The sequence below is a fragment of the Methylobacter tundripaludum SV96 genome (assembly GCF_000190755.2).
In the GTDB taxonomy this organism is placed as follows: Bacteria; Pseudomonadota; Gammaproteobacteria; order Methylococcales; family Methylomonadaceae; genus Methylobacter_A; species Methylobacter_A tundripaludum.
The window spans coordinates 958,438-976,490 of the sequence record NZ_JH109152.1; the positions used below are offsets into that span (position 1 = coordinate 958,438).

The window sequence follows — 18,053 nt, forward strand, 5'->3', positions numbered from 1 at the left end:
GAAAAGCCGTTACCCCGCCTACGCAAGTCACACAAAGACATCACGAAGAGGCGAAGAATGAAACATAAATCTTCGTGTCTTCGTGGTGAAAATTTATTTAAATTTAATACCTACGCAGCTTTCAGTAAATCATCCAGTTTTTTTTGTTGATCCAGCGCATACAACTCGTCAAACCCGCCGACATGATAATCGCCTATATAGATTTGGGGAACCGTTCGACGCTTTGTTTTGAGCATCATTTCTTCCCTTAAACCGGGCTTGGCGTCCACATTGATTTCTGTATAGGAAGCGCCTTTTTTGTCGAGCAGGCGCTTAGCCATCATACAGTAAGGGCAAATATTGGTCGTGTAGATTTGTATTTCCGGCATATTTTATTAAGGGTTGCTAATATAGGATCAAGCATTTTATCGGTTAATGCGCTGTTGTTCAATTCCGATGGCCAGTGATAAATATTTGATCAGTTCCCAGGCCGCTTCCTGCATGTTTCTGCCGAAAGCAACTACGCCGTCTTCGTGTCCCAGCATGGTAAATAATGAAGTCTGCGATAGGTTGCCGGATTGAAATAATTGCTCAACAGCCGTCGCCATTTCAACCGTGCCGTAAGGGACATCGGCGCTAGTGTGAGGCAGTCCAAGCGCCAAGGTATGCTTCCAGATTTCAGGACTGTGGGCATGAATAACGGCTTGAATAGTATTGTCCTGGGCGTAAATACTGGCGTGGGTCAGGGATTCGGAAGACGGTTTGCGCAGGCCGCAGGACTGAAGCCGGTTTTGATGGGGTTCCGCTTTGACGATAAGGCAATAATGTTCGGGGCTAAGTTGTTTAATGTGTCCGGTTTGAGTTCCGCTGATGATGAATTGATCACTACGAGGATCGATTCTTTGGCTGATATTGCCGAATCCGATGTTGTCGTATCGTTCAGGAATTTGTCCGATAAGGTCAAGTCGCACGGCAATAGTGCGCCAGGCGTTGATTTCGGTCAATGATAACGGGGAGCTAATCGACCGTTGCGTATGATTTAACTGGTATTTTATTACACCTTCTTGTTCTTTCATGTGGCAGGATCTTGGGCGGTGTGGTTGAGTAGGCAGGAATACGGCTACAGTATAGTTTAGAAAATAAAATACAGATAAAATGCAGAGTGTTATAAAATTAACGGTTTTCGAGTTTGAAGGCCTATTTTGCCGCGACCGCTTCCGGCAGTCATCGGCATTTCCTCCATCCATGGAGGTAATCGGTATATATAAAACAGTGACTTAACTATGCGATGTCCGTTTTGTGGGGCGCAAGATACGCGGGTTCTTGATTCCAGATTGGCAAATGAAGGCGATCAGGTTCGCCGTCGGCGTGAATGCAATGCTTGTAAGGAACGATTTACTACACACGAGGTGGCTGAATTAACGCTGCCCCGGATTGTTAAGCGCGACGGGATAAGTGAGCCTTTCGAGGAAAATAAGCTGCGTTCAGGCATGCTCAGGGCTCTGGAAAAGCGCCCGGTAGGCAGTGACGATATTGAAGCCGCGATCAATAGAATAAAAAAGGAGTTGCGGGCGTCGGGCGAGCGGGAAATATCGGCACAGGAGTTGGGCGAAAAAGTCATGAAAGAATTAAGTTTACTGGATCATGTGGCTTTTGTGCGCTTTGCCTCGGTTTATCGCAGTTTTCAGGATGTCAGTGAATTCACCGACATGATTGAAGATCTACAAACGACCGCCAGGGATGGTGGAAGTGTCGCAACCGGTACGGAACCGGGGCGACAAAAATAATGTCTTCGGTACGCGATGCTTTTTATATGGCGCAAGCCATTTCCCTGGCTAAAAAAGGCCGTTATACAACCGATCCGAACCCCCGTGTAGGCTGTGTTTTAGTCAGGGACGGTGAAGTGATCGGGCAGGGCTGGCATGTGAAAGCGGGCCAGGGACATGCAGAAGTTGAAGCGTTAAAAAATGTACCGGATGCTAAAGGCGCAACCGCCTATGTAACGCTGGAACCTTGCAGTCATCAGGGCAGAACCCCGCCGTGTTGCGATGCGTTGATAAAAGCCGGAGTCAGCCGGGTTGTTGCGGCGATGCAGGATCCGAACCCTCAGGTGTCGGGCAGCGGATTGAAAAAGCTTAAAGTGGCAGGAATTGAGGTTATTTGCGGCGTATTGCAGGAAGACGCGCTGGCGTTAAATCGCGGTTTTATCAAGCGCATGACTGATAGCCGCCCGTTTGTGCGCAGCAAGCTGGCGATGAGCCTGGATGGACGCACCGCCATGGCATCGGGTGAAAGCAAATGGATTACCTCAAATGAGGCCAGAGCCGATGTGCATCGATTAAGAGCGGAAAGCTCGGCGATTTTAACCGGCATCAATACCGTGTTGGCGGATGATCCTGCGCTGAATGCCCGTGTAGATGGAGATGTCTTGCAACCGGTCAGGGTAGTGCTGGATACGCATCTGAACATGCCGGTTACCGCGCAGATGGCTAAACTGCCGGGACGCAGCCTAATCTTAACCTGTGCGCAGGATGAACAAAAACAAGGCGCGTTGCAACAGGTGGGTTTTGAAGTCTATCAACTGCCCTGTAAAAACGGGCGACTTGATTTGCAGGCCGTGATGGATTTTTTAGGCCAACAGCAAATCAACGAGCTGCTGGTTGAGGCAGGTTCCGTGCTGAATGGTGCGTTACTGGACGAAGATTGGGTCGATGAGTATGTGATCTACATGGCTCCGTGCATTTTAGGCGACCAGGGGCGCGGATTATTTAACCTGCCGGGTTTACAACAAATGGCGGATAAAAAGCAGTTAAAATTGCGCGATGTCCGGCAGGTCGGCCAGGATTTGAAATTAACTTATACACCATTGTAGGGGCGACTTCAGTCGCCCTGGGCGAATAAATTCGCCCCTACAACTTAACAGGGCATCCATGTTTACAGGCATTATCTTGGCAGTGGGCAAAATATCGGCAATCGAGCGGAAATCCGGCGACTGCCGATTGACTATAGCGACCGGAAAATTACCATTAAATGACGTCGTGCTTGGCGACAGCATTGCCGTTAACGGCGTGTGCCTGACCGCAGTGGAGTTAGGTAAAGATTATTTTTGCGCCGATGTGTCCAATGAAACCTTGTCCAGAACCCTATTAAATGCCGCAACCGTGGGTACGCCGGTTAATCTGGAGCTGGCCCTAACGCCGACGACCCGGTTGGGCGGGCATATCGTCAGCGGCCATGTCGATGGCATTGGCACGGTTATGGAAAAGCGGGCAGACGGACGCTCTTTTCGCTTTAAATTTAAAGCGCCTGACAACTTAGCCAAATACATTGCCGAAAAAGGCTCTATTTGCATTAACGGCATCAGTCTGACCGTCAATGACGTCGATGGCGCCGTGTTCAGCGTGAATATTGTGCCGCATACGCTCAAAGAGACCACGCTGGGCGATGCGGTGGTCGGAACTAAAGTCAACCTGGAAGTGGATTTGCTGGCTCGCTATCTGGAACGGCTCATCAAGGGTGATGCGGCGGCTAAAAGCCATGGCGGCATCACAGAAGAATTATTGCAAAAAAGCGGTTTTTTCGGCTAACGGCCTAAAGGTAAAATGAATACAATCGAAGAAATTATAGAAGATTTGCGCTTAGGCAAAATGGTCATCATTATGGATGATGAAGACCGTGAGAATGAAGGCGACCTGGTGATGGCGGCTTCATGCACTCGCCCGGAAGATGTAAATTTTATGGCCCGTTACGGCCGCGGCCTGATTTGCTTGACCTTGACCAGTGAGCGTTGTCAGCAATTACGTTTGCCGTTGATGGTCAATGAAAACAAAACCGCCCATTCAACCAATTTCACCGTGTCCATCGAAGCGGCAACCGGCGTAACCACCGGCATTTCAGCAGCCGACCGGGCGCGTACCATTCAATGTGCAGTAGCGGCGGATGCAAAAGCCGATGACTTGGTGCAGCCGGGGCACATCTTCCCGTTAATGGCGCAATCCGGCGGCGTATTAAACCGTGCCGGACACACCGAAGCGGGCTGCGATTTGGCACGATTGGCAGGCGTGGAACCGGCGGCAGTTATCGTTGAGATACTCAATGAAGACGGTTCGATGGCAAGACGGCCTGATCTGGAAGTGTTTGCCAAGCAGCACGACCTTAAAATCGGCACTATCGCCGATCTGATCCATTATCGCATTCAGCACGAAAATACGCTGGAACGCATCAGCGAGTGCGCTTATCCCACCGAATTCGGCGAGTTCAGGCTTTATGCCTATCAGGACCGGAATGACAATAACCTGCACTTGGCGCTGGTCATGGGCCAGGTTTCCGGCGAAGAGCCTGTTTTAGTCAGGGTTCATGCAAGAAATTTGCTGGATGACCTGTTTGCATCCAAGCGTAGCGATTGCAGCGTGCCATTGCGTTCGGCTATGCAAAAAATAGCGGAGGAAGGACGCGGGGTATTGGTCGTCATCAGGCAAAGCGAAGACAATAAATCGCTGGCGGAACTGATACATCACTATCAGCTGGAAGATAACGGCATTGTGAGTCCGACTCCGGCTGTCGGCGCCGCAGATTGGCGCACCACCGGAACCGGCGCCAGAATACTGGCCGATCTGGGTGTGCATAAGCTGAAGGTACTAGGCACCCAGAAGAAATATGTCGCATTGTCCGGGTTTGATTTGGAAGTCGCCGAGCATGTGGGTTGAAGATTATTTGCCACATTAGGTATTAACTAAAAAATAACACCACGAAGGCACGAAGAACAGGAAGAGAAACCAATAAAACTTCGTGTTCTTCGTGCCTTCGTGGTGAATTAATCACTCCCTACGCGACTTCAACAACATTACACGTTAATCACACAATAGAGAAACATCATGTCAACATTAAAAACCTTTGAAGGGAATTTACTCGCTCAAGGCGGAAAATTCTGCATCGTAGCTTCGCGGTTTAACAGTTTCATCGTTGAACAACTGGAAGCGGGTGCGATTGACGCGCTGGTTCGCCACGGTGCCAATAAAGCGGATATTCATCTGGTTAAGGCTCCCGGTGCGTTTGAGTTGCCGATGGTGGTTCAACGCGTGGCGGCGGCTAAAAAATACGATGCGATTATCGCCGTAGGCGCAGTAATCCGAGGCGGCACGCCGCATTTTGAATATGTCGCCGGTGAATGCGTTAAGGGCCTGGCGCAGGTTTCCCTGCAATACAATGTGCCGGTCAGTTTTGGGGTACTAACCGTTGACAGTATTGAGCAGGCGATAGAGCGTGCGGGCACCAAAGCCGGTAATAAAGGCGCGGAAGCGGCACTATCCGCCATTGAAATGGTAAGTTTATTTAATAACCTGGAAATATAATGAGTCAAGCTCGAACCAATGCCCGAAAGGCTGCTGTACAGGCATTGTATCAATGGCAAATGGCCGGCCAGAATCTTAGTGAGATTGAACGGCAGTTTCTGGAAGAAGAGCGCTTGAAAGACGCTCAGAAAAGTTATTTTGTCGAGTTGTTTTACGGCGTGCCTAAAAACCTGGATGCGATCGATCAGGTTTTGTCGGAATTTGTAGATCGTCCTGTCGATACGATTGATCCGGTCGAAAGGGCTATTTTAAGAATCGGTGTGTACGAGTTGTTGTACCGGTTAAATATGCCGTACCGGGTTGTTTTAAATGAAGGCATCAATCTCGCCAAAGACTTTGGCGCCGACGGTAGTCACAAGTACGTTAACGGCATACTGGATAAGGTCGCTCAGCAAACAAGGGCGGGGGAAATTAAGGCAAAAGGCGCAAGGTGAAGGGCATATACCTTTAGTCTTTAATCCAATCTCATGCCACTTTCCGAATTCGCCTTAATCCAGCGCTTCTTCACTCAGCAGCGGATCAAAAATCCTTCAACGCACTTGGGCATAGGCGACGACTGCGCGTTGTTGTCCATCCCCGAGGGTTTCGAGTTAGCCGTGACCACCGATACCATGGTGGAAAACGTGCATTTTTTTGCCGGGACCGACCCGGAACTGCTGGGACATAAGCTGCTGGCAGTCAATTTGAGCGATCTTGCCGCGATGGGCGCAAAGCCCGTTTCCGTAACACTGGCCTTAACCCTGCCTAAGGTTGATGAAAACTGGTTGACGGCGTTTGCCCAAGGTTTTTTAAACTTGGCCGAACGCTATTCAGTGGATTTGATTGGCGGCGATACCACGTCCGGTCCATTGACCTTGACCGTTCAGGCTATGGGTTTAGTTCCGAAAGGCCAAGCGCTCAGGCGCTCAGCGGCACGGCCCGGCGATTTTATTTATATGACCGGTTTTTTGGGTGATGCGGGATTGGGCTTAAAGATAAAGCAAGGTTATATCTGTGCCGATTCCGAGGCCACTTTAGCGCGATTTAACCGGCCGGAGCCGCAAATCGAAGCAGGGCTGGCCTTACTCGGCATTGCCAATGCCTGCATCGATTTATCGGATGGTTTGGCGGGAGATCTGGGTCATATTCTGGAACAAAGCAGGGTAGGCGCGTGCCTTGATTGGGACGCGTTGCCGTTGTCCAAAGCGGTGCAGGACTACATCAACGATACCGGCGATTGGTCTATGCCGCTGACCGCCGGGGACGACTACGAGTTGTGCTTTACCGTAAGCCCTGAGCAGGCGGCGCAGTTGACCATAGCGGCGACTAAAATCGGCATCATTGAATCCAAGCCTGGTTTGCGGTTGAATAAATCGGGTCATATCCAACCATTAGAGGTCAAAGGCTTTGAGCATTTTTCTTAATACCCAGTTGGGTAAAAACAAGCTGACACCCAAGCAGATACTGTCCGATCCCATCCTGTTTCTAGCCTTCGGTTTCGGCTCCGGTCTGGCAAAAAAAGCTCCCGGCACCATGGGTACCTTAGCTGCGATTCCGGTTTACTGGTTATTTGCGCAAACCAATCTGTTCGTTTATAGCCTGTTGACGCTAATCGTGACGGTTGCCGGAATCCGGATTTGCGACATCGCCGCAAAAAAGCTTGATGAGCATGATTTTGGCGGCATCGTTTGGGATGAGATTGCCGGTTACCTGATAACGATGTGGTTGGTTCCTTTTAGCTGGCAGGCTATGGTGCTGGGCTTTGTCCTGTTCAGGTTCTTCGACATACTCAAACCGTGGCCGATTAAGTGGATTGACCGGCAGGTGCATGGCGGCCTGGGGATTATGCTGGATGATGTGCTGGCGGGCGTGTTTGCCGGCGGCTTGTTGCTAGGCTTTTCAAGCTATTTCTAAACCAGGTTCTTTAGCAATAAAACTTCTCAGGTGGGGCGCGGTTCAGTATAAGCGTCCTTATCCCCTCTCTGCTGATCATCGTTTCTCTCTAATCGTCTGAAGCTCCAAGGCAGTCCGTCGCCGTTTGTATCGGTAATAAATTTGATCTGTTAATCTGTAAACCCGTTCATCCCGCTTTATTGAAAAGCCTGATATGCGTTCAATATCCAGGATTTTCAGATACAGAACCCATGCCTCTTCTGTTAATTTCCCAAGCATTATTGTTCCTTAATCTAAGCCAAAAACGGCACTATGAGCCTATAAGGCTCTTTGGTGTAATTTTAAAGGTAACACATATAAATGTAAGCAATCCCCTATAGTGGAGACAAAAAGCGGAGAATGAAAAGCGCCAAGCCGCCCGGCTAGAGGAACCACGGTGTTGCGGAGAGACGGTTGGTAATGGCAAGTATTCGATAAATAACCTATTTTTCGTAAATTGCCCTGAGTTGATGCGAGCAATTGATCCTGTCGGTTATTAATGCCGCTTAAAAATCATTAGCGTAATATCATCGTTAAAGGATTCACTGCGACAAAATTGTTTTAGCTGTTCCAACAGTGCCTCAATGATGGCTTGAGGAGATTTCAGTGCATGTTGAACGAGGATGTCATTGACGCGCTTTAGGCCGAAAAACTCGCCATCGGCATTTTCCGCTTCGGTTAAGCCGTCGGTATACAGCAAAATTAAGTCGCCTTGGGATAGCGTCGTGGTTTTTTCTTCAAACACTACATTTTTGTTGACTCCCAGTATTAAGCCGTCAGCATCCAGTTCCCTGCATTCGGATTGGAAAAGACTCAGTAGCAAAGGGGGAGGATGGCCTGCGTTGGCAAAACTCAATTGGTGGTTGGTGATGTTATATTGCAAATAAAATAGTGTAATAAAGTAGTCGGACCTGTCCAAATCTTCAAAGAGAAAATTATTGAGGACTTTTAGCGTTTCTGCGGGCGTACCCGAACCATTTGCCTGAGTGCGAATGGCGCTACGGGTCTCCACCATAAACAGGGCGGGGCCGATTGAGTGACCGGAAACATCGGCAATAATCATGTCCAAATGGTCTTCATTGCGGTAAAAATAATCAAAATAGTCGCCGCCGACTTGATCGGCCGGTAAGCAATAACCGGTGACTTCAAAATGATTGGACTTGATCGGCGCCGAGGGCGAGAGAGAGGCCTGAATGCGTTGGGCAATCTTGATTTCGCTTTGAGCAATGGCCAGATTGATTTGCGCTTGGCGAATGGCCGCTTCCGTGGCTTTTCGCGTTGTAATGTCGACGATGGTACTCAGTACCAATGTTTCTTCTTTACTGTCTATCAGACTGAGGCCTATTTCAACGGGAAATTCAGTCCCGTCTTTGCGTAACCCGTAGAGGTCTTGACCCGCTCCCATAGGCCTGGACACAGGGGTGGCGAGGTACGCTTGGCGAACGCCGACATGCGCATTGCGAAAGCGCTTCGGCACTAATATTTCAACCGGTTGCCCAATTAATTCAGCGCGTGAGTAACCGAAAAATGCCTCTGTTTGCGCATTGACCATCACTATCGTTCCTGACTTGTTTACCATAACAATCGCATTGGGCGCCGATTCCACTGCTTGTCGAAACCGATGCTCCAGGCGCTTACGCTCGGTGATGTCGTGGATAAAGCCGCTGAATATGTAGGCATTACCCAGTTTTAAGGGTGAGATGCTCAGTTCAACGGGGAATTCAGTACCGTCGCGTCGAATGGCGGTCTGCTCAATCAATCGATTTAACAACGGGCCGGAACCTGTGTGCAGAAAGTGTTCCAAGCCCCGTCGATGCGCCGCGTGAAGTCGGGGAGGGATAACTAACTCATCAAGACGTCGGCCGATGGCTTCATCCTTAGTCCAGCCGAATATTTTTTCTGCCGGGTGATTCCAGTCGGTAACGATGCCGTAAGAGTCCATAATCACGATAGCGCTCAAGGAACTTTCAATAATCAAACGGATACGTTTTTCGCTTTCGATAAGCGCATCCTGAAAATGCATTCTTGCGGTAATGTCCCGATCAACACCGCGCCATTTAAGCAGCTTTCCTGCTGCATTGATTATCGGTAAGCCGGTCGATTCGGTCAGTATCTGGCGACCGTCTTTGTGCCGATAGTGGGACAGCAGCGCATAAAAAGGCCGGTGACTGGTCGCGTAGTGCTGCTGGGTGGCTTTATCCTGGGGGGTTAAAAACTCGGTATAGTGTTTGCCTTGCACTTCATCCGGGCTATAACCCAGTATTTGGCTAACAGCGGCACTGCTATAGCTGTAGTAACCTTCAGGATCTTGCTCCCATAACCATTCGCCGGCCATTTCCGCCATCTGTCGAAAACGTTCTTCACTTTCGGTAAACGCCGATTCAACACTGAAATCTTCGACTTCGCTCAGGACAGGCTTGTCCTGAATCAGTAAAGCAATGTCGGTTTTATTGGGCGTTGGGTTGGATAAGACAGAAAGCGATATTAATACCTGGATTTTGTCATTTGCCTTGGTGACTATTTCACAGGCAAAGCCTGTCCTGAGCCGAGCCGAAGGGCTTTGGCGGGTGTTTTTATCAGTTGCATCGGCAAGGGCTTCTTGCCATAGTGCCTTGTCGTTTCCGGCCGCGTAGATAAGGTCAACAGGCTTGCCGATAAGTTCTTGCTCGCCATAGCCTAACAACGTAGCGGCGGAGGGGGTAAGCTGCTTAATACGAGGCGCGACGTCATCTGGACGAACCAGCTCAATGACAATGATATGGGGTGCGAACTGATGCATGTTTTTCAGCTTGTAATAAGTGTTTTTACGTGCAACGCGCTGAGTTCATCTTGCAAGACAGCGCGATAAGGTTCCGCGTAGAGTATGACTCAATCTTCAGTATTTGAACACAATATTGGCATGGATACGATTGTTGCCCGCTTGGGTAGTTCCTACCTCAACAGTGTCCAGGGCATTGGCAAAGGTAATATTGCCTTGAAAATACTCCCGCCATTGAAAGCGCGCACCAATTCCCGTACCGCTCAGATTCCAGTCTTTGACTTGTCCCGGCGTGGTGCTTTGCAGACGGCCATGTCCATAATCATAGAATACAAATAAATTGGTTTTTTGTCCCTCGACGACGCTCAGGGCAGACCAGGCGGGAGTGGTCACTTCAAATTTTACAATTTCACCGCTATCCGCGCCGGTTTCGCGTTGATCATAGCCTCGCACATCAAAACTGCCGCCAATGCCGAGCTGTTCTCCGGCAATGAGCGGACTGTGGCTATGCTGTCCGGTAAGACTGGTTTGCATCAGCCATTCATTAACATTGACTGAAAAACTACTGCCATAGCGCAACAAATCCCAGTTTTGCTTGGCATTAAGGCGAGCTGCTTGATAATGAGCCTGGGTATTGTGTCCGCCGAAGTCGGTATTGCCCACCCACTGCACATAATAGCCGGTGTGGGTATTTAGCCAGGGATATTCGCCTTTATAAAGCACACTAAAAGGTGCGCTGCGGACATTGGCGCCCAACTGGATATTTTGAAATTGAATGTCATTGATGAAATAGCGATTATCAATGCCTAAATCCAGGCTATGTTCGTATTGGCCCCATTTGGGTAAATACTGCTGATAGTGGATACCGTACATTTCGCCCGATCCGGTCACCGTTAAATCGGTCGCGATGGTGCCCGTATTGACCGAGGAATTGGCATAATAGGCGCTCAGCCAGCCTTTGAGTCGATAGATAGGCAGACTGTAGCTGGCGCCGTATTGTTTGACCGTATCGGCGTGATCGGGAGCGGTTGAATAACTGCCGTTGACGATATGATCCAAGCCCCATAAGTTGCTGTATTGCAGTGTGCCGGTCAGCCGGTAATCGCCCGAGCTGGCCGTGCCGTAATTATTGGCAATTAAAGACGCCTGGTAAGGACGGTGTTCGGACACGGTAATATCGGCGTCTAATTTATCGGGGATTTTGCTGGGTTTAAAGGTCAGTTGTACTTGTTTTGAAGGGTGTTTGTTGGCCACTTTAATAGCTTCTGCCAACGCTTGTGTATTGGGCGATTCGAGCTTATTAAGAACCGGCAAACTGGCAATAATATTGTTCCGGGGAAAGTAATTATTGCCGGTTACTTCGATTTCACCCAAGGTAAAAGAGATAACTTGCAGTTTTACATCGCCGGTAGCCAGGGTTTGCGGCGGCACTATAACTCGATAAAAGGGATAGCCCTGTTCACGAATAATCAACTCAAGCGCCTTACTGACTTCCTGTAGCTCTTTGAGCGTATATAACCGGTTTTGTAGCGGTTTAAAATAGTCGTCAATAAAGGATTGAGACAGCGGCGACAAACCCTCAACCGAAAAATGCTTAATGTTAAACTTGAATTCCTGCGGCGCGGCCGCTGCCAAACAAAATGCTTGGGGTATCAGGTATAAACTGGCGGTGAGTAAGGTCGATCTGGCTAGGCGGACAGTAAACCAATGATTTTTTTTATCCGCTTGTTGTTGTTTTTTCATGATGTTTCAAGTTGTGTCGCTGAATCATTTTCAGCATTACCTGTGTAGAGACGGAGTACTGCAGCGCCTCTAAAGTTACATTATATTGTACAGCCTTCGAGTGAGTTGTCGGCATCGTCGAATGAACTTCCACTGCCAGACGGATTGTCAGCTGTCGTATTATCCGATTGCTCGGATGTGATTTCACCGTTCGAGTTTGCAGAACCGGTTTCGCCTTCGTTTACCGTGTTTTTTTCACCTTTGTTATTCTCAACGGCCGTATTTCCACTCGTAGACTTAACGACTGTATCGCCTTTGGTGGCAGATTTTTCCTCAAACACTTTCTTGGGATCGGATTTATTAGTATCCGGTCGAGGCTCGGAAGGCTGTGGGGCATTCGGCGGCGTAGGATATATCTGAGGTATGCCGTTTTGACCGAAAGTGGAGCTGCTGCTACCCTCCGGTACATCAAATTCTCCCGCTTCATTGTGCAAAAAGGAGAGCCCTTGCCAGGTAGAATGATCAAGGTTTACTCCGTCTGTAGAGGTGTCTGTGCCTGTGCCTCTTATACCGATAGTGGCGACCGGCGTATCCAGGGCAAAGGCATCATGGTTGTTTTTTCCGATACTGCCGGTTAGTGCGCGCAGCCCTCCCGTCGTTAAGCGCAATAAAACCTGGTCTTTTTTGTCTTTAATCTGATAGTTATATTGTTTAATATCCAGTTCGCTATTGGCTTGCAGAGTGACTTTTTCTCCATCGGGAAAGACCAGAAGCGCATAACTATCCTTTTCGCTATGAATGGAATCGGCGTTATATACCGGTTTGCCCAGTGACAGGGGGCGCTCCTTTGCATTTTTGTCGGCACGGTTGATGGCGCTCACTTCACCTTTAATATCGACCACGCGAGCTACTACGCTTTGCTCGGTTCTTACCGCATTGGCGGCGGCTTCTTTTCCCTTATCTTCGCAATCTTTGTCGCAAATACGCACAGTAAACTCCGCTTTTTCGGATTCGGGTTTAACAGTGGATGTCGGTGTTTTTATTTGAAAGTTTTCCGGATGGGCCTTGGCAATATCGCCGGTGCTGGTGTTAACGCCGCCTTGATGCAACACCAACTGTGCCGTTTTATTGGCAGATTGGCTGTCATAATGGTCAATGCTAAAGTTACTGTTTGGACGCACGGTAATCTTGGCGCCGTCGGTAAATTCGACAATCACAAAACTGCGTTCGGTGGTCTGGATATTGTCGCCCTGGAAAATTTCCGTGTCCTTACCGAGAATTCGAGGCGTCCCCCCGGGTTGCTGGGCGGCATTGCTGCCCTTCACAAAGCTAATGTGACCAACGACTAGAGGCGCCGCATAAACGGGTAGGGCAACAGTTAATAAGAACAGCCATAAGCCATAACTTTTAACGAGTTGAGTTATTTGAATAGGCATGGCGGTTTTATAGAAAGAGGATGAATTATCATTTGGTACACAGTTGAGGTTTTTTATCTTTTTCCTCTGTGGAACCGGAAAATCCGCCGGCGCTACTACCCGATTCATCGGCTAATGGCTGCCCTGATTGAGGCGTTGTTCCCAATACACCGGCGTCAGTTTTTTTTGTGGAATCGGTTAAGGTTTTGCTCAGTTCTTCATTAATAATCAAGGTTTTGTTCGACTCTTTATTATTAATCAAGGTCTTGCTCAGTTCTTCGTCAATAATCAGAGTTTTGTTCGACTCTTCATTATTAATCAAGGTCTTGCTCGGATCTTCAGTAATAATCGTTGAACTTGGCGTGATAGTGTATTCAGCCAGGCTCACCGTATTATCGGAAATGACATACCCCAGATTATTACTTAATCCTGCATTATAGGTGATGTTGTAACTGCCCGTAGATGAGCTCGCCGTGGCATCGGTCGAGAAGGCGACTGTGCCCTCGACACCAGAGCCGGCAACGGTATCACCGTCAATGTAACCCGTTAATGTATAGCCTAGTCCGGTTAGACTGATCGGACTTCCGTAGACGCTACCGGCAGCCCCAGGTGTAACACTCAGTACGGGCGTAATACTGTAAAGCAAGCCATTGCCGGTGGTGGGAATGCTGTAATCAGTACAACCGGTCGCGTATTGGCAGCCATAATGTTTGAATGATGGGGTTAATCCGCCCAAAGTGTTGCTGGTTGGGTTGGTTGAATAGACCAACCAGCGACCGGTACCGAAAACATTGAGAGCGCCGCTACCGACAGTGTTAATGTAATTGCCGCCCGTGGTAGCGAGTGTCAAGTTTTCGTTTAATCCAGCCGAAAGCGCCCCATTCTGGATAATATTGCCACTCGCAACCAATGTTATATCGCCACCGGCTCTGACGCCCCCGGTGTCGATAGTTAATGGGCCGCCGGCGGTCAAAGATACATCGCCGGTCGATGCGGCATTATTACAGCCGCCCGGCGTCGAACAGGTGTCAATGCCGTTTAAATTGTAAGTGGAATTTGTAGTGCCGCCGCTCATTTGGGTGACGGTGAAACCCTGGCCGTTATTAAAGGTAAAGTTTTGCCCTAAGGTTTTAGCGGCAAGATTGGTGATGTTATTGACTGCATTGAGTAACACCGTACCGTTTGCGTCAATGCCAAGATCCTGTACGTTAATGCCTGTAGCGCCTTGTGTGACGCCACCGTTACTGATTAAGCCGATGCGGGTAGTTATTGAGTTTCTGTCAGTGAGGGTTGTGCCGCCATAGGTGATGCCGCTAACAAAAATGGCCCCCGCATTATTTTTACCGATGCCGATAACGGGGGCGGATACTTTCCACAGATCGGTTATGCTCAGACAAGTTCCGGAACCGCCAATGCATGCGGCACCGACAGTGATAGGACGACCCGCCGTATAGGGGCGAATGTCTGCTTGACTGCCAACCACGCTACCATAGCCTGCGGCATCCCATATCAGCGTATCTGTGGTCAGGTCCACGCTGGAGCTACCGGCATTTATGGGGCGATTGATGCTTAAGGCATTGGAAGTAAGGCGTATGGATTGGTTATTAGTGGTAATGCCATTCAGTGTTGTGGAGCCATCGGCCGATAGCATATTGGTTACGACAAGGTTGCTGCCCGTAAAAAGATCGAAACTACCTGTACCCGAAGTCAAATCGGCGGCAAGCCTGCCTATGTTGTTGCCGCTATTGAGCAGATTCACCGATCCAATGGTTTTTAGCGCCAGGCCGCCGCCATTAAGGTTTGCGCCTGTTTGTTGGCCAATACCCACGCCGGACTCCAAAGCGATATTATTGGCAGAAGGTACTGTAATACCACTGACACCATCCACCGTGGCAATGGTCAGCAAACTGGAAGAGCGGTATCGAAAATCACCTGCTGAGGCCGAACCGGAAATTACCCCGGCCGAATTGGCTTCGGTTAATGTCACTGAAGTTCCTGATAAATTCAGTCCGGGTACGGCGGCGATTGTTGCACCGGCCTGTTGGGTGATGGCGCCGCCGGATGTCAGGTTCAGTGCGGTCGTAATATTCGCTAATGTCAGTGCCGATTTGATGTCAATGGCGCCGCTGCCGGTATCGCCTATACGCAAAATAGGGGTCGTGATGGTATTTAACTCGGCGTTGCTGAGTTCAAGTGTGCTCAACGCGTCGGTGGGGCCTGCGCCAAGGTCAATGGCGTTGCTGCTTAAGAGACTGACAGAGCTGCTGCCATTGATTGTGCCGCCGGTCAGTGCCATTTTACCGGCCTTGAAAATAACATTGGCGGCGCTTAAGGCGGCGCTATGGGTGATCATGCCGGTCGATGTGCTCGCAGGCGTGGCAATGTTGGCGTTCCACCCGGCGCCCAATGTCATATTGCCGGCAGTGCTCAGATTACTGTTCAGCGTAATGTTACCCTTGGCCCACCATTCCGTATTGCCCGTATAGGTTGCAGTGGGTATTATCCAATCGGTGTTGCTGGTTCCATTAGCGAAGAATTTAGTATTGGCAAATGTATTCGTGCCGGAAAATGCCAAAGAGCCTTTTTCTTCTCTTAATAGGGTAAGTCCGCTGGTGCTAACATTATTGAAATTCACGGTAGGCGAGTAGCTTGAAACCGCATAACCAATCTGGAGTCGTCCCGGTCCATTGATGGATGTACCGTCAAACTTGTTTAAGCCTGAATGATTCTCCGGAATCCACAGCGTTATACCGCTGTCAATATTGATAGTGCCAGCAGCGACATTAAGATGCTGCATGGACAAACCGGCGTGCAGGTTGAGTATCCCGCCGGCGACTTGCGAGAACTTGGCTTCCCACGAGGTACTTTGATTGACATTAATTGTCCCGGCATTATTGACAATACCTTCCTGGTTGCCTGAATTGCTGAGGAATGACCAACCGCCCGTAGTGCCGATGTTTAATACACCTCCGGCAAGATTGTCGAAGGTTGATAATGAGGACAGGTAGGGGCGGATAACTGACTTGCCCAGCATATTGATGGTTCCGCTATTTTCCCAGGTTTTTCCGCCGCTTATTTGAGCTTCCAAATCGCCTCCTTGACCATTCAGGTTCAAGGTTGCTCCACTCTCAACGGTTACCTTTCCGGTGCCGGGATTGAACACTACGATAAGGCCGCCTGTACCGGCAGTCGCAGTGGTTTCTATGGTCGTATTGCTGGAAGAAAGAAACTTAATATTATTGAAAGCATTAAAAGTCAGTGTGGTCGAAAACGTATCGGCGGAATTTTTGCTTAGTACAATCGAGCCATTAGACCCGTCAAATAAAATATCACCGGTTCCGGCTGTACCGGTACTTGCCGTGGTCAGCGAAACACTGGTATAGCCGCTAAGCGCTTGATTAAGAGTGTAATCGGATAGGGTAGAGTTTGTCGCATCCGAGGGCGGCGCAAAGGGGTTAGCTCCATTCATGTATACGTCTGACGACGCGCTGGTGGCATGAATAATCCTAATATTATTAGGATCAAGTAGCCAACTACCGGTGGTGCCGTTGGTAGCCGAAGCGTTAACGCGAATGCCCTCGACATCCAGATATTGGTGTCCGGATGTTTCGATAAAACCGCCGTTGCCGCTCAAGCTACCGCCTTTGGTGCTGATGTTGCCGTAAGCGCGGGTGACCTCATCCGACCAGACGATGACCTTACCGCCGTCACCCTTGGTTTTGGCGTCGGCTTTAATGGTCGAGCCCTGGCCTACATAGGTAGCTTTGGCATTGTGGAGGTTGGGTTTTTTGCCCTGATAATCACCGCCTATTAAAACTTGCCCACCGCCGTTTTCACCGCTGGCGTCAATACGCGCCTGAGTCAGTACGCCGACGCGCTCGCCGAGCAATGCTATGTTGCCGCCTTTGCCGGTTTGGGTGGCTTGGGCCTCGATTGAGCCTTGAGCCAGAGTTGTGCCGGTTTTGCTTTCAATATGGATAGTCCCCGCATTGCCCTGACTGTTATTGGCCGATATTTTGCTGCCCGCGGCTAAGGTTATATCCTGCTGCGCGACCAGTTGGATATTGCCTTGTTTGTCCATTTGGACACTGTCGGCATTGATTTCGCCGCTGTGTTTGATGGTGCCTGCAAACACATTAATTGCGCCGCCTTCGGTTAGCAGCTTACCCAGATTAAGGACGCTATCGGCGGGGGCCTGGATTTGAAAACGAATATCAGGTGAATCCAGGTTGGTAATGGTCAGTTCCTGTCCGGCTGCCAAGGTTATGGAACCGCCCTCGCTCTTGATAATGCCGCTGTTTTCTATTTTTGGGGCAATAAGAAGAACGTTGCCGTCTTTTCCTGCCCGGATGATGCCTTCATTAACAATGTTTCCGGCGCTGGAACCGGCTATAAAATGGTAGTTGCCGCTAAGGAAATCCTGGTCGCTCAGGTTAAGGCTGGAGGCAATCAGGCCTTGGGTGTCAATCGCAGAGCCTGCGCCGAACACGATGCCGTTAGGGTTGATTAAAAAGACTTTACCGTTGGAGGTTAATTGTCCCAGAATTTCACTGGGGTTTTGGCCGATAATGCGGTTGAGTACCGCACTTTGGCCGTTTTGCTGAATAAACTGGGTGAGTTCGTTTTGGGCGATGCTGAAATTTTGCCATTGGATAATCGCATTGGGGCTGTTGGTGACGGTGGTCACGCCCGGCGTGGCGGTATCAATGCTGACTTGTCCGCTAACGATTTGCGCGCCGTCCGGATTGGCATGAGAAAAAGACGGGTAGAGCACCGTTAAAATAGCCAGATTCAGCGCACGACGTAGCGGCAAGCTTGCGTCAAACAATGACCGGTGACGCGTAGACTGTTTTTTCCGATAGGTTTTCATCGTGATTAATGCACTTTAATTTGTAATTATTTTATTACATTATATCG

Annotated in this window: 14 protein-coding genes; 8 read left to right on the top strand and 6 right to left on the bottom strand. The window is 49.4% G+C overall.

Going from position 1 to position 18,053, the window contains the following annotated elements; genetic code table 11:
* Positions 1-110: 110 nt before the first annotated feature.
* Together grxC and METTU_RS04270 are read right to left on the bottom strand one after the other, a co-directional pair.
* Positions 111-368 (bottom strand): glutaredoxin 3, encoded by a 258-nt coding sequence (gene grxC, locus METTU_RS04265; protein WP_006890074.1) that lies wholly within the window; start codon positions 366-368, stop codon positions 111-113.
* Between the two features lie 36 nt (positions 369-404).
* Positions 405-1,055: a class II aldolase/adducin family protein gene (locus tag METTU_RS04270; protein ID WP_040579605.1), complete on the bottom strand. Its 651-nt coding sequence runs from the start codon at positions 1,053-1,055 to the stop codon at positions 405-407.
* Positions 1,056-1,262: 207 nt separating this feature from the next.
* Here METTU_RS04270 and nrdR point away from each other — a divergent pair, with 207 nt between their 5' ends.
* The 8 genes from nrdR to METTU_RS04310 all read left to right on the top strand — a co-directional run bounded on the left by nrdR (position 1,263) and on the right by METTU_RS04310 (position 7,223).
* Entirely contained in the window at positions 1,263-1,766 is a 504-nt protein-coding gene (gene nrdR, locus METTU_RS04275; RefSeq protein WP_006890076.1) for a transcriptional regulator NrdR, read from the top strand.
* Positions 1,766-2,851 carry a bifunctional diaminohydroxyphosphoribosylaminopyrimidine deaminase/5-amino-6-(5-phosphoribosylamino)uracil reductase RibD gene (ribD, locus tag METTU_RS04280; RefSeq protein ID WP_006890077.1) on the top strand — a complete coding sequence of 362 codons (1,086 nt, stop codon included), beginning with the start codon at positions 1,766-1,768 and terminating at the stop codon, positions 2,849-2,851. Before nrdR ends, ribD begins: the two co-directional genes overlap by 1 nt.
* 58 nt (positions 2,852-2,909) lie before the next feature.
* The gene (locus tag METTU_RS04285; RefSeq protein ID WP_006890078.1) at positions 2,910-3,566 is read left to right on the top strand and encodes a riboflavin synthase; all 657 of its coding nucleotides are present in this window, start codon (positions 2,910-2,912) and stop codon (positions 3,564-3,566) included.
* Between the two features lie 15 nt (positions 3,567-3,581).
* Positions 3,582-4,685: a bifunctional 3,4-dihydroxy-2-butanone-4-phosphate synthase/GTP cyclohydrolase II gene (ribBA, locus tag METTU_RS04290; RefSeq protein ID WP_006890079.1), complete on the top strand. Its 1,104-nt coding sequence runs from the start codon at positions 3,582-3,584 to the stop codon at positions 4,683-4,685.
* Positions 4,686-4,853: 168 nt separating this feature from the next.
* Complete coding sequence (gene ribH / locus METTU_RS04295; RefSeq protein ID WP_006890080.1) at positions 4,854-5,330, top strand: 6,7-dimethyl-8-ribityllumazine synthase; 477 nt, start codon at positions 4,854-4,856, stop codon at positions 5,328-5,330.
* Positions 5,330-5,764 carry a transcription antitermination factor NusB gene (gene nusB / locus METTU_RS04300; RefSeq protein ID WP_006890081.1) on the top strand — a complete coding sequence of 145 codons (435 nt, stop codon included), beginning with the start codon at positions 5,330-5,332 and terminating at the stop codon, positions 5,762-5,764. Before ribH ends, nusB begins: the two co-directional genes overlap by 1 nt.
* A 33-nt stretch (positions 5,765-5,797) precedes the next feature.
* Positions 5,798-6,733, top strand: a complete 936-nt coding sequence (gene thiL / locus METTU_RS04305) for a thiamine-phosphate kinase (RefSeq protein WP_006890082.1) — start codon at positions 5,798-5,800, stop codon at positions 6,731-6,733.
* Complete coding sequence (locus METTU_RS04310; RefSeq protein ID WP_006890083.1) at positions 6,717-7,223, top strand: phosphatidylglycerophosphatase A family protein; 507 nt, start codon at positions 6,717-6,719, stop codon at positions 7,221-7,223. The genes thiL and METTU_RS04310 overlap by 17 nt, the downstream gene beginning before the upstream one ends.
* A 514-nt stretch (positions 7,224-7,737) precedes the next feature.
* Here METTU_RS04310 and METTU_RS04320 read toward each other — a convergent pair.
* The 4 genes from METTU_RS04320 to METTU_RS21565 all read right to left on the bottom strand — a co-directional run bounded on the left by METTU_RS04320 (position 7,738) and on the right by METTU_RS21565 (position 18,006).
* Positions 7,738-10,020: a PAS domain S-box protein gene (locus tag METTU_RS04320; RefSeq protein WP_006890085.1), complete on the bottom strand. Its 2,283-nt coding sequence runs from the start codon at positions 10,018-10,020 to the stop codon at positions 7,738-7,740.
* Between the two features lie 96 nt (positions 10,021-10,116).
* Positions 10,117-11,742 (bottom strand): ShlB/FhaC/HecB family hemolysin secretion/activation protein, encoded by a 1,626-nt coding sequence (locus METTU_RS04325; RefSeq protein ID WP_006890086.1) that lies wholly within the window; start codon positions 11,740-11,742, stop codon positions 10,117-10,119.
* 80 nt (positions 11,743-11,822) lie between these two features.
* Complete coding sequence (locus METTU_RS04330; protein ID WP_006890087.1) at positions 11,823-13,157, bottom strand: FecR family protein; 1,335 nt, start codon at positions 13,155-13,157, stop codon at positions 11,823-11,825.
* A 28-nt stretch (positions 13,158-13,185) separates the two neighbouring features.
* Complete coding sequence (locus METTU_RS21565; RefSeq protein WP_006890088.1) at positions 13,186-18,006, bottom strand: beta strand repeat-containing protein; 4,821 nt, start codon at positions 18,004-18,006, stop codon at positions 13,186-13,188.
* Positions 18,007-18,053: the final 47 nt, after the last annotated feature.

Bases quoted from the DNA above. Each gene is read 5' to 3' on its own strand.
- METTU_RS04325 (WP_006890086.1), bottom strand. From the start codon at position 11,742: ATGAAAAAACAACAACAAGCGGATAAAAAAAATCATTGGTTTACTGTC.
- METTU_RS21565 (WP_006890088.1), bottom strand. From the start codon at position 18,006: ATGAAAACCTATCGGAAAAAACAGTCTACGCGTCACCGGTCATTGTTT.
- METTU_RS04270 (WP_040579605.1), bottom strand. From the start codon at position 1,055: ATGAAAGAACAAGAAGGTGTAATAAAATACCAGTTAAATCATACGCAA.
- METTU_RS04330 (WP_006890087.1), bottom strand. From the start codon at position 13,157: ATGCCTATTCAAATAACTCAACTCGTTAAAAGTTATGGCTTATGGCTG.
- nrdR (WP_006890076.1), top strand. From the start codon at position 1,263: ATGCGATGTCCGTTTTGTGGGGCGCAAGATACGCGGGTTCTTGATTCC.
- thiL (WP_006890082.1), top strand. From the start codon at position 5,798: ATGCCACTTTCCGAATTCGCCTTAATCCAGCGCTTCTTCACTCAGCAG.
- METTU_RS04320 (WP_006890085.1), bottom strand. From the start codon at position 10,020: ATGCATCAGTTCGCACCCCATATCATTGTCATTGAGCTGGTTCGTCCA.
- ribH (WP_006890080.1), top strand. From the start codon at position 4,854: ATGTCAACATTAAAAACCTTTGAAGGGAATTTACTCGCTCAAGGCGGA.
- ribBA (WP_006890079.1), top strand. From the start codon at position 3,582: ATGAATACAATCGAAGAAATTATAGAAGATTTGCGCTTAGGCAAAATG.
- ribD (WP_006890077.1), top strand. From the start codon at position 1,766: ATGTCTTCGGTACGCGATGCTTTTTATATGGCGCAAGCCATTTCCCTG.
- nusB (WP_006890081.1), top strand. From the start codon at position 5,330: ATGAGTCAAGCTCGAACCAATGCCCGAAAGGCTGCTGTACAGGCATTG.
- grxC (WP_006890074.1), bottom strand. From the start codon at position 368: ATGCCGGAAATACAAATCTACACGACCAATATTTGCCCTTACTGTATG.
- METTU_RS04285 (WP_006890078.1), top strand. From the start codon at position 2,910: ATGTTTACAGGCATTATCTTGGCAGTGGGCAAAATATCGGCAATCGAG.